8 protein-coding genes are annotated in these 12,220 nt (G+C 51.1%); 6 read left to right on the top strand and 2 right to left on the bottom strand.

What is annotated here, in order from left to right; all coding sequences use genetic code 11:
* Positions 1–5: 5 nt before the first annotated feature.
* Positions 6–1,022, bottom strand: coding sequence for a FecR family protein (locus FXO21_RS20090; protein WP_149641766.1), 1,017 nt, complete (start codon positions 1,020–1,022; stop codon positions 6–8).
* 53 nt (positions 1,023–1,075) lie between these two features.
* Positions 1,076–1,723 carry an RNA polymerase sigma-70 factor gene (locus FXO21_RS20085; protein ID WP_192579273.1) on the bottom strand — a complete coding sequence of 216 codons (648 nt, stop codon included), beginning with the start codon at positions 1,721–1,723 and terminating at the stop codon, positions 1,076–1,078.
* A gap of 297 nt (positions 1,724–2,020) precedes the next feature.
* Between FXO21_RS20085 and FXO21_RS20080 the strand changes: the two genes are divergently transcribed.
* The 6 genes from FXO21_RS20080 to FXO21_RS20055 all read left to right on the top strand — a co-directional run bounded on the left by FXO21_RS20080 (position 2,021) and on the right by FXO21_RS20055 (position 12,090).
* On the top strand, positions 2,021–2,605 hold the full coding sequence (locus FXO21_RS20080; RefSeq protein WP_149641764.1) for an RNA polymerase sigma factor: 585 nt from the start codon (positions 2,021–2,023) through the stop codon (positions 2,603–2,605).
* Between the two features lie 86 nt (positions 2,606–2,691).
* Entirely contained in the window at positions 2,692–3,786 is a 1,095-nt protein-coding gene (locus FXO21_RS20075) for a FecR family protein (RefSeq protein WP_149641763.1), read from the top strand.
* A 186-nt stretch (positions 3,787–3,972) separates the two neighbouring features.
* Positions 3,973–7,371, top strand: coding sequence for a TonB-dependent receptor (locus tag FXO21_RS20070; protein WP_149641762.1), 3,399 nt, complete (start codon positions 3,973–3,975; stop codon positions 7,369–7,371).
* Positions 7,372–7,389: 18 nt separating this feature from the next.
* Positions 7,390–8,820, top strand: a complete 1,431-nt coding sequence (locus tag FXO21_RS20065; RefSeq protein ID WP_149641761.1) for a RagB/SusD family nutrient uptake outer membrane protein — start codon at positions 7,390–7,392, stop codon at positions 8,818–8,820.
* A gap of 51 nt (positions 8,821–8,871) precedes the next feature.
* The gene (locus tag FXO21_RS20060; RefSeq protein WP_149641760.1) at positions 8,872–10,446 is read left to right on the top strand and encodes an FAD-dependent oxidoreductase; all 1,575 of its coding nucleotides are present in this window, start codon (positions 8,872–8,874) and stop codon (positions 10,444–10,446) included.
* A 3-nt stretch (positions 10,447–10,449) separates the two neighbouring features.
* Positions 10,450–12,090 (top strand): FAD-dependent oxidoreductase, encoded by a 1,641-nt coding sequence (locus FXO21_RS20055; protein ID WP_149641759.1) that lies wholly within the window; start codon positions 10,450–10,452, stop codon positions 12,088–12,090.
* The last annotated feature ends 130 nt before the right edge of the window (positions 12,091–12,220 follow it).

The raw sequence follows: 12,220 nt of genomic DNA, 5'->3' as shown, positions 1-12,220 counted from the left end.
TGGGTTTAATTGGTGTTTGTGGGTTTAGGAATAAGGTGCACTTGCTTTTTTACTTTAATTACTTCAATACCAAGCATTTCTTTAAGAACTTCCAGAAGGTCATCGGCCGTCTGAGCTTTGAAAGTTCCTGTCAGCTGCCTGCTTGCCAGCGAAGGGTCGTCAATCCGGATGTCTGTTCCGAAAACGTCTCGGATCTGTACTGCAATTTCTGTAAGTGTAGTGTGGTTGAATGCAAAACGCTGTTCCTTCCAGGCTGTCTGACTGGAAAGCTCCCCGGGAGAAAGTGCCTGGATATAAATGCTTCCGTCCGGCGCAAAACTTCCTTTTTCACCGGGTTTCATGACGGTAGGTTCGAGCGAGTTTACAGAGGCCAGCTCTACTTTTCCTTTGTTTAATGTTACGTCAGTTTTATTATTCCTGCTGTATACTGAAAACTCGGTCCCCAATACAGTAACCGTATTATTGCCAGGGGTATGGACTACAAAACGAAGCTTATCATCCCGCCTTCTCACATGAAACTCCGCTTCTCCGGCTAGACGAACTTCCCTGGACCATACGGCGAAGGTGAACCGGGGCACGCGCAGGGTACTGTTGGAATTGAGTACCACGCTGCTGCTGTCAGAAAGTGTAAATGAGCGCAATTCACCGTACGCTGTCTCATAGTTTTCATAAAGGATATGATCGCGAAAAAAGTACCCGGTCAATCCGAGCACGAATAGGCAGGCTGCTACTTTAACAGCAACCAGGCTGGTTAAAGCGTGAAGCGGACGGATTGCCGCATCCTTGCGAAGCCGGCGTGGCTGCCGTTCGGTGCTGTGTATACGTTTGAGATTTTTAGAGAATGCGGCTGGGAGATCCGGCAAAAACTGCGGCTGGCATTTTTCCCATTCTTCGAGATATGCATAATAGATTTCGAGATTTTTTGGATCTGCCAGGCTCTCCGCAATCATTTTCTTTTGCAGCGCCGAAGCATGTCCCGAAAAATAGTTGAACATGATCTCTTTTGTAATTATAAATTCCATTTCAATTTTGTGTTGATTCTCTTGTTAATTGGCTAATTCTACCTGCTCCAACCCTACTTCCCCGGCATTCTGTAAGCAGTCAGCGCCTTGCGGAACACGGCCAGCGCCTTGCTCATGTGTCCCTCTATCGCTTTCACGGATACACCCATTGTTTTCGCAATTTCAGAGTAAGACTTTCCTTCAAACCGGTTGAGCAGAAATACCTTGCGACATTGGGGAGGCAGTGAGGCGGCGATCTTTTCTATGTACATGCAGAGTTCATCGTATTCAAGTACCTGATCCGGTTCGGGTGTTCCGCCCATTTCATCATCCTCCTGCAATTCGAAATTATCCTCCTTAAAAAACTCCCATTTCAGATAGTTAAGGGCCTTGTACCGGACGGAAGCAAACAGGTAAGCCCGAAAAGATGTATTGATCTGCTGATAAGCCTGATTTTTCCAAAAAGTATAAAATACCTCTGAAACCAGATCCTCGGCAACCTCCCTCGTATATACGTACCTCGCCGCGTGGCTGCATAGTGAACCGTAGTATTGCCTGAAAAGCAGTTCATAGCCGGTAAGCGCGTTGATGTGAAAAGCTTGCCGGATAAAGTACTCCTTGTCCTGCGTGCAATCCGCTGCATGAATCTCACCGATCGTCACCGAAGCTTCAATTGGTATGCTGCCCGAAGCGGTTGTTAGCTCAGTTTTTTTCTGATTCAATGTCCTGATTGATTGATGCTTTCAATAGTAAAGACAAGTTCCGCTACAAAACACCCTAGCTCTGCATAATAAATTAAACTTTTATCATTGCACGACAGTATCCCACTTACGCTTAATTTCTGGCTTCCAAAGATAGAAATGACAAATTATTGGCACTACTATGTGTTTTAAAACCCACTTCCGACCGCATCCTTCCCGCTCTTCGGAGAGCGAGCTAATTCCTTCTATTTGATCTACCTGATCGGCAATTTTAATTTTTTCAAGGTTTTTTGTTTTTATTTGCGGAGAAAGCGCATCTTGAAACCGTTTACCGAACATACCGACGATCAGGCACTTTGGGCCGCTATGAGGGCAGGCGATGAGTCTGCTTTCGAGTCGTTGTATAACCGGTATTTTCAGATCCTTTTCAGTTATGGGAAGAAGCTTGCAGCGGAAGAAATAGTCAGCGATGCGATACAGGATTTGTTTATCAACATCTGGCGGAGTCGTCGCACGCTGGGCCAGGCGGAGTCGGTCAGGTTTTACCTGTTCAGATCCGTCCGCCGGGAAATCGTAAGAAGTCTGAAAAACGAAACGAGGGGTGAGGATTGGGAGGATCTTGATGAAAACCTGCTGCCTGTCCAGATGTCGCCCGAGACGATTTACGCGGGCGACGAAGAAACTTTTGAACAAACCGAACAGATCCGCCGCTGGCTGGACCTGCTTCCACCCCGCCAACACGAAGCCCTGCTGCTCCGTTACTATCATAACCTCGAATACGCAGAAGTTGCCCAGGTGCTTAACATCAAGGAGCAGACCGCCCGGAATCTGGTGCAGAAAGCACTGGCCATTTTGAAAAGGGTTGCCATTCTGTTGATTGTCGGGCTTTTACTTAATCAGTAATTTTTTTTCAAAGAATATTGCTTTTACAAGGTTAAAACCAACCCCGCTACTCTCTGTACATAAAAGGAACCACACGAACCCCTTTTATGAACTACGAACATTACTTGGTAAAGGACTTTCTCGAGGACACTGCATTTCGAAAATGGGTGCAGTCGCCCTCGGCAGAATCAAATGCATTCTGGCAAAAATTCCTCGACCAGCACCCTCAGAAATCCACAGAAGTCGCACAGGCCCGGAAGTTTTTGCTGGCATTGGACGAACACGTCAGCAGCGGTTTCGTCCCGGAAGAGCAGCAAAAGCAGGTTTTCCGTAATATCAAAACGCAATTGAACCAGGAAGACGAACGTCCGGTCCGGAGGTTTTTCCCCACCTGGCCCTACTGGTCGGCCGCCGCGTCAATCGTTTTGCTGCTGGGCTTCTGGTTTTACGGCAAGCAGTCCGACAAAAGCTATTCCTATCAGTCCAATGTAATCGACTCAGGAAGACGGCTGGTCGAAAAGGTCAATAATGGCGGTACGCCCATGTCCATTGTCTTTGCCGACGGCAGCAAGGTGCGCCTGGCACCTGCAAGCCGGATTTCCTTTCCGGAGGAATTTAATGCAGGTGATAAACGTGAGGTTTTCCTGAGCGGAGAGGCATTTTTTGATGTAGCCAAAAATCCTGAACGCCCGTTTTTTGTGTATTCCAATGAGCTGGTTACGAAAGTGCTGGGTACCAGTTTTAACATTAAAGCTTACGAACAGGATCAGGACATTACGATCAATGTTACCTCGGGAAAAGTGGCAGTATCTATTGCTGAGGATGCCAAACCGGCTGCGGGCAGCACCGAAGGTAAAGTGCGGGACTTATTGCTGCTTCCCAACCAGCAGGCAGTTTTGTCAAGAAAAGAAGCCGAGCTGGTGCGGTCGCTCGTGAAGGAGCCGGTGCTGGTGAAAGCCAATGCGACGCACAAGGACTTCGTCTTTGTCAGAACGCCGGTAGACGAAGTTTTTGAAAAGCTCAAAACCGATTACAGCGTTCAGATCACTTACGACGCTGCATTGTTTGCCCGCTGCGAGCTCACCGCCGACCTTACTGCCGAGTCGCTTTACGAGAAACTGGACGTGATTTGCAAGACCATCGAGGCCACTTATAAATCGGAAGACGGCCGGATCGTCGTCACCGGAAACGGTTGTAACTAACCCTTTTTCATGAACCCTAAACCCTTACCTATGCATTAAAAGTACCGTGTGCCAGAAAAGAAAAAACCGGTGATGCTGAAACATCACCGGCCCTGAAAATCCCCGATCATGTTGCCATGAACATCGCTTGAGACCCGATGTGGGGTGTTTTGCTTCAATGTTGGTCAAACCAAAACAATCAAAATTATGAAAATAATTGACGCTATCCCTCTGTGGGTAGTCAAAACCATGCGATGGACATTTCTACAATGCTGTATAGCAGCCATCATTGCCAATATCTCCTTAGCGGCCGACGTGCGTGCGCAGGAATTGCTTAACCGCAAAGTATCTGTCAGCGTCGTCAACCAGCAGATCTTTTCCGTACTTCAATCAATTGAAAAAAGCGCGGATGTCAAATTTTCTTATAGCCCGAACCTGATCCAGGCTTCCCGTAAAGTTTCCCTGCAATTTTCCAATGAAAAGCTTTCGGTTGTCCTGGACAAACTCTTGAAGCCCTATAACCTGCAATACGAGATCGTAGGCCGGCAGATCATCCTGAGACGAAACCTGCCGGATGTGCCCGAACAAGTCCCGGTGAAGGAAAAAGCGGAGGAAAAATCAGCCCTGAAAGTATCGGGAACCGTTTCCGATCAGTCGGGTGTGGGACTGCCGGGCGTGAATGTGCTCGTCAAAGGCACGCAAACCGGCGCGATCACAGACGAAAACGGCAGATACAGCTTTGACATTCCGGATGCAGGCGCAACCCTCGTTTTTTCCTTTGTCGGTTATATCTCCCAGGAAATCGTGGTCGGCACGCAGACGAGCGTTGATGTGATTTTAAAACAAGACGATAAGCTGCTGAGCGAGGTAGTGGTGGTGGGTTATGGTGTGGTCAAAAAACGCGACCTGACCGGGTCGGTGGCCTCCATCGGTTCCACGGAGCTGAAAGAACAGCCCGTCAGCTCTTTCAACCAGGCGTTACAAGGCCGGGTGCCCGGTGTGCAGGTGACCAATTCGTCCAATGCGCCCGGGGGCGGCATTACGATCCGTGTGCGCGGCGGAAACTCTATTTCGGCCAGCAACGATCCGCTTTATGTGATCGACGGATTTCCGATGACCAACCCGGACCCAGCCAGCGGCGCAGGCAACTCGACCTCCTACCCTAACCCGCTCGCGGCCATTAACCCCAACGACATCGAGTCTATCGAAATCCTGAAAGACGCGTCGGCCACGGCCATCTACGGTTCCAGAGGTGCGAATGGCGTGGTGCTCGTTACAACAAAACGTGGCAAGGAAGGCCAGGCAACGGTCGATTTCGACGCATTTTACGGCGTGCAGCAGGTGACCCAGATGCTGGATATGGCCACTGCCGCCGAGCATACTGCCTCGAAAAACGAGCAATTGCGCAACCTGAATTTCGCCGAACGCTACGGCGATCCGAAGGGGGCTTACCCGAAGAAACCAGCGGATTATGGCGCAGGCACCAACTGGCAAAAGGAGATTTTCCGCAGCGCGCCCATGCAAAGTTACCAGCTATCAGTGTCGGGCGGCACGGAGAAGATCCGCTATCTGGTTAGCGGCAACTATTTCAGCCAGAACGGGATCGTGATCACTTCCGGTTTCAAGCGTTACACGACGCGCGTCAACCTGGATGCGAGGGTTAGCAAGCGTGTGAAGATGGGGACGAACTTTACGATCAGTCGCAGTAATAATAACAGTGTTAATGAAACCGGGTCGCTTAGTCTCGTCGGGCTTGCGCTGCGTGCCTCACCGGCCAGCCCCATCTTCGATGCGAATGGAAACTACCAGTTGCTGAACGTCGGTCCCGGCTCGGGATTCAGTTCGGTAGCCAACCCTGTAGCCGTCGCGCGGACTTCCACCAACACCCTTTTGACCGATCGTATATTGGGTAGCGTTTTCACGGATATCACCCTGGCGGAAGGTTTGACTGCCCGCGTAAGTCTGGGTGCAGACATCCTTAACACGCGGCGCAACATTTTTTACACCCCGCAAACATTGATCGGCAACACGCAGAATGGCTACGGCAGTAATGGCTCGTCCAACAACCTGAACCTGCTCAACGAAAACGTGCTGACCTACTCGCGCTCACGCGGGGCACATGCATTCGACGTGGTGGCCGGGGTGACATTCCAGAGCAACCGCGAAGAGCGGGCCTATGCCGAGGCGCAGGATTTTCCCAGCTATTCGCTCGGTGCGAATAATATCGGAATGGGCAACAAGCCACTGCCGCCCCGCAGCGATCTCAGGGAATGGGGCCTGAATTCGTATCTGGGACGCGTGAATTACCGGTTTTCGGATAAATACCTGTTTACACTCACCGGCCGGATCGACGGTTCCTCGCGCTTTGGGACCAACAACAAATACGGCTTTTTCCCCTCCGGTGCATTTGCCTGGCGTGTTTCCGACGAGGCTTTTATGAAAAGCGTGAAAGCGGTGAGCGACCTGAAATTCCGCGTGAGTTACGGCGTGACGGGAAACGATGGGATTGGTTTGTATAACTCTTTGTCGCAATACACCACTTCTCGCGGCGTGTTCGGCGATCAAGAAGTGCTGATCAATCAGGCTTCCCGCATTGCCAACCCTGATTTGCGCTGGGAAAAAACGGCCCAGTTTGATGTTGGTTTTGACCTGGGAATACTTAATAACCGCATTTTACTCACCGCCGATTATTATATCAAAACCACGAGCGACCTGCTTCTTCAGGTGCAGCTTCCGGCCACCACGGGATTTGCGGAGGTTACCAGAAACATTGGTAGTCTGGTCAACAAAGGGTTTGAAGTGGGGATTAACACGGTAAACCTCGACGGCAACTTCAAATGGAGAACCAACGCCAACCTTTCACTGAACCGCAACAGGGTGTTAAAGCTCAATAATGCAGACCAGATTTTCACAGGTAACTCCATCGTCAAAGTGGGCGAATCGGTAGGGTCTTTTTACGGAAATGTTTTCGACGGGATCTGGCAAAATGCAGAGGAGATCAAAGCGGCGGGAAACCTGGCCCGGGCCGGTGATCTGCCGGGTGCGATCCGTTACAAAGATGTCAATGGTGACGGGGTTTTTAATGAAGCCAGCGACCGACAGATCCTCGGCAATGGCCTTCCTAAATTCATTTTCGGTATGACCAACAATTTTACATTCAAGGGCTTCGATCTGTCCATTTTTATCCAGGGCGTGCAGGGGAACAAAATCCTGAACGAAACGCGCAAATCCATGGAGCAGTCGGACCCGAGCGACAACCTCCTGCGGACGGTGATCGAAGGCGCCTGGCGTGCCGACCGGCCTTCCAACACATTGCCCTCGATCCGGCAGTGGCGGAGCACAGGCACCGATTCATTTTACATCGAAGACGGCTCTTTCGTGCGGCTTAAAAATATTTCACTCGGCTACGTGATCCCTTTCAAACCGGGCTGGATCAAAAGGGTGCGCGCTTATGTGAGCGGCCAAAACCTGGTGACCCTGACCAAATACAGGGGTTTTGATCCGGAGGTCAATTCCAATTTCAGCAGCAATGTGCAATATGGTCTCGACAGCTATGCTTACCCGGCGGCGCGTGTTTACACAGTAGGCGCTTCGCTGTCATTCTAAACCCGAAATTTTGATATCATGAAAATAAAAAACTACCTGATACTGACCGTGATGCTCATGCTGTCGGTATCCTGCGAAGACAATCTGAAAGAAGAGCCTCTGAGCTTTCTGGAAGAATCCAATTCATTTAATTCCCCCGCCGATGCGACCTCCGCGTTGAATGCGGTCTACGACCGGCTGAAAGGCATTTACGGCATGACGATGATCGATCTGGCCGACCTGAACAGCGACGAATGCGAAGTGCGCGAGGACAATGGAGGCGGAAATGAAATCCATAAAAACCTTTTTAACAGCGGCACGCGCCTTTTCGACACTTTTTATACCAACAGCTACACGCTCATCGACCGGGCAAACCGCGTGATCGCCAATGTGCCCGGCATTGCCATGGATACCAAGCTGCGCGACCAGATCGTGGGCGAAGCCAAGTTCCTGCGTGCACTGGCGTATTTTAATCTGGTGCAGGCATTCGGCGACATTCCGCTGGTGACGGTGGTAAGCAATGATGTGGTGAATGTGGAAATGCCCCGCGACCCGGTGGAAAAGGTTTATCAGCAAATCGTAGCCGACCTGCTCGATGCCGAAAAAGTATTGCCTGCGAAATACACGCTGGCGACGGAAACCGGACGTGCGACCGTCGGTGCTGCGAAAAGCGTGCTGGCGAAAGTATACCTGACCCGCAAGGATTGGGCGAATGCGGCGGCCAAAGCGAAAGAGGTGATCGACGCGGCGACATACAGTCTGGTCCCAGATTACCGCGACGTATTTCTTCCTGAAAAAGAAAACGGTCCCGAGCACATTTTTTCGGTGCAGTACAGCTGTGTGCTGCCGACATACGGAAGCGGCATGGCGGAGAGCTTTGCGATCTATTTCAGCTACCCGATCAACCTGACGGGCGGCAGTTACCAGGTGATACCTGCACACGTGGCATCCTATCAACCAGGCGATTACCGCAAAACGGTGACGGTGATCGAAGAGAAAACGATCGCCAACGGGACGGTTGTCAAGTCGCGCACAGGCCCGCATATGGACAAATACTGGGACCCGCTGGCCTGCGGAGCCGGCCGCGCGAGAAACAACTTTATCGTAATGCGCTACGCCGATGTGCTGCTGATGTACGCGGAAGCATTGAACGAAGCAGGTACCGCAACGGCGGAAGCCTACGCGGCTATCAACCAGATAAGAGCCCGCGCCAGAAATGGCGGCGCGGCCACTGTTTTGCCCGACCTTAAAAACCTCACCCAGGCTCAATTCCGCGAAAGCGTGTACCAGGAACGCAGCTGGGAACTGTGTTTCGAAGGTCACCGCCGCTGGGACTTGCTGCGAACTGGTCGTTACATTCCGCAGATGCAGAAAATAGGCGTGACAGCGGAAGAGCGGCACTTGCTCTACCCGATTCCCGTACAGGAAATCGACGTAAATCCCGCATTGGAACAAAATCCTGGTTACTGATTCTTCACGGCTGGCGGGCATTCGTTTTCCCGCCGGCTCAAATTTAACCTTATGAAACATTTACTGATACTTGTTTTTGCATTGCTATCATGGACGGGCATGGCCCAGGAGAAATACGACGTGATCGTGTACGGAGGCACGCCGGGGGGCGTAATTGCTGCTGCGGCGGCCGGGCGAGAAGGAGCGAAAGTGCTGCTGATCGAGCAGACGAACCATGTGGGCGGGCTCAATACGAGCGGGATAGGCACCGCCGAATCGGAGCATATGATCGAGGAAACCATTTCAGGGCTGCCCCTGGAATTTTACCAGAGAATGTCGAAGTTTTATGGAAAGGACAAGGTCGAGTTTTACTTCGAGTCACACGTAGCCGAGAAGACTTTCAATGACCTGCTTTCGGAGGCGGGCGTGAAGGTTTTGTATGGAGGTTTTGTTCAAAAAGTCAATAAAAAAGGAAATGCGATCCAGTCGATCAAACTCACAGACGGTAAAGATTTTACTGCAAAAGTTTTCCTCGATTGTACTTACGAAGGTGATTTAATGTCCCGCTCGGGGGTTTCGTACACCTGGGGCCGCGAAAGCAAACAGCAATATGGCGAATCTTACGCGGGCGTCAGGTTTATGGACGAGCCCATTGAAGCGTCGCCTTACGATGATTCCGGAAAATTGCTGCCCGGTTTTGTCGAGCGCAGCACATTGACCGAAGGCCAGGCCGACAAACGTGTGATGAATTACAATTTCCGCGTAGTGATGTCGACGCTGGATAATCGTGTCCCCTTTCCCAAGCCGGAGCAATACAATCCGGACCGTTTTGTTTTGTTGAAACGCCTTTTGAAAAACAAACCTGAAACCAAATTCCGCGACCTGATCGACCTGTACAAATGGAATTACCCGACGGGAAAATTTGAAACCAACAACAAACAAAAATCGGTGATCTCGCTGGGGCATTTCGGGGGCAATGTCGATTATCCCGATGCGGATTATGCCGCACAAAAGGCTATTTATGAAGATCACAAAAACTGGACATTAGGTTTTCTATATTTTCTGGCCAATGACCCTTCGGTGCCCAAAGCCCTGCACGATGAGGTGAACCAGTACGGACTCACCGCGGACGAATTCAAGGATAACGGGCATTTCCCCTACTATCTCTACGTCCGTGAGGCGCGCAGGATGAAAGGAGCATTGATCCAGACCCAGAAGGACATTCTCGAAACACGCGCGAAACCAGACGCGATCGCCCTGGGCTCACACTGGATCGACAGCCACCATGTACAGCGCGTGGCGGTTTCCAAAACCCATTTTGTGAACGAGGGCCGCATCTGGCATACGACGGCGGCACCTTACGAATTTTCATATCGGACACTCACGCCGAAAGCTTCTGAATGCACCAACCTTCTCGTGCCGGTTTGTCTGTCGGTCTCGCATGTAGCCTTTTGTTCGGCACGGGTAGAATCGACCTGGATGCAGCTTGGAAACAGTGCGGGCATTGCCGCGGCGATGGCTGCGAAACAACAAAAAACCGTACAGGCGATCGACGTGAAGGCATTGCAGGCGCGGCTCAAAGAAAAAGGCGTGATCATCAGCATCGACGCCCAGGTGTGGAACGACAAGGAAACCCGTAAAAAATAGGTAATGCAAAAATGGATCGGAACGCTCCTGCTGCTGGCTGTGGCATGGGCAGGTTATGGACAAGAAAAGTTCGACGTGGTCATTTATGGTGGCACGGCAGCAGGATATGCATCGGCCATTCAGGTCGCGCGACTGGGTAAAACGGTCGCGCTGCTTGAACCTTCGGCTCACATCGGCGGGAATGTGGTGGAAGGTTTGGGCGGGGCGGATATTGATAACCACAAGGAATTCCGGAACAGTCCGGCGGTGAGCGGCATTGCGCTGGAATTTTACAGGCGCGTGGCCGATGTGTACGGACGCAGGGAAGCTTTTGAAAAAATGCTTTCGGAAAAACGCAAAGATCCCGGCCTTTGGAGAATGGAATCGAAAGTAGCCGAAAAGGTGATCGCCGACTGGCTGGCCGAGCACAAAGTCCCCGTTTTTAAAAATACAGCACTGGCGGAATCTGCGGACGCTGTAAAAAAAATCAACGCTAAGATTACCCAAATAAGGTCGGTCGACGGCCGGACTTTTTCGGCGGCTGTTTTTATAGATGCAACCATAGAGGGCGATCTGCTGGCGGCAGCGGGCATCAGCACAGTTGTCGGCCGGGAGTCGAACAGCACTTACGGAGAGACGCTGAATGGTATACGCGGCGAAACGACGCATGCACAATTCAGTGTAAGGGTAGATCCTTACCGCATTCCCGGTGACGCGAAAAGCGGCCTGATCCCGACCATTCAGGACGAGCCGCTGGGCAAGCCGGGCGAAGGCGATGATCATTTGCAGGCATTTTGTTTTCGGGTTTGTCTGACCAAAAATCAAAACAACCGTCTGCCTTTTTACAAGCCGGAAGGCTACCAACGTAGTGAATACGAGATTTATATTCGCTATCTCAAAGCCGGCGGCAAACTGTACACGCCCCATGCAAATCTGCCCAACGAAAAAACCGACCTCGGCGCCTGGCACGATCTCTCGCACAATTTGTACGGCATGAACAAAGCTTATCCGCTGGGCAGTTATACCAAACGAAAAGACATCCTTGACTACCACGCGACGTTCACAAAGGGACTTTTCTACTTTCTTTCCACCGACCCGGAAGTGGCAACGCTCGCGCCGCAGTTGCAGCAGGAATGGGCCAGATGGGGTTATGCCAAAGACGAATTCCCCGATAACAACCATTTCCCGCGTATGTTCTACGTGCGTGATGCACGTCGCATGGTTTCTGACTATGTGGTTACCCAACACCACGTAAAACGCAAAAATCCGACGCCGGTTGAAGACCCCGTTTGCATTGCCTACTGGCCCACGGACGTGCACAGTGTGCGCCGCATTGTGCGCGATGGAGCGGCCTATAACGAGGGGTTTGTTTTCGGAGGAGATTACTGGCGGCCGCTGCCGGTATCGTACCGCTCAATGGTTCCCAAAAAGGCTGAATGCATAAATCTGATCACACCGACCTGCATTTCGTCCAGCCACATTGCCTACGGTGCGGTCCGCATTGAATGGACATTCATGCTGCTGGGCCAGGCGGCAGGTGTAGCAGCCGCCCTTAGCATTGACCAAAAACTTCCTGTTCAGAATTTAAAATATCAATTATTATCAAATCAATTAAAACAATTTAAAGTAGTCCTTGATCACAGACAGGTTGGCGCCCCGGAATGAAAGGCGGCGTGCGATAGCAAGGATAGTTCAATTAATGTAAATAATGCTTTTCAAGCAATGTCTTGTACGCTGCAACATCTGCTTCCCACTTGTCTTATAATAGGTACCTTTACGACAACACCACCCCTAT

The sequence above is a fragment of the Dyadobacter sp. UC 10 genome (assembly GCF_008369915.1).
Lineage (GTDB): Bacteria > Bacteroidota > Bacteroidia > Cytophagales > Spirosomataceae > Dyadobacter.
Note: the sequence above shows the minus strand (reverse complement) of the source record. Positions and strands in the feature narration are given on the sequence as shown.

Coding starts and splice junctions, on each gene's coding strand:
- FXO21_RS20070 (WP_149641762.1), top strand. CDS start 3,973: ATGAAAATAATTGACGCTATCCCTCTGTGGGTAGTCAAAACCATGCGA.
- FXO21_RS20060 (WP_149641760.1), top strand. CDS start 8,872: ATGAAACATTTACTGATACTTGTTTTTGCATTGCTATCATGGACGGGC.
- FXO21_RS20065 (WP_149641761.1), top strand. CDS start 7,390: ATGAAAATAAAAAACTACCTGATACTGACCGTGATGCTCATGCTGTCG.
- FXO21_RS20090 (WP_149641766.1), bottom strand. CDS start 1,022: ATGGAATTTATAATTACAAAAGAGATCATGTTCAACTATTTTTCGGGA.
- FXO21_RS20055 (WP_149641759.1), top strand. CDS start 10,450: ATGCAAAAATGGATCGGAACGCTCCTGCTGCTGGCTGTGGCATGGGCA.
- FXO21_RS20075 (WP_149641763.1), top strand. CDS start 2,692: ATGAACTACGAACATTACTTGGTAAAGGACTTTCTCGAGGACACTGCA.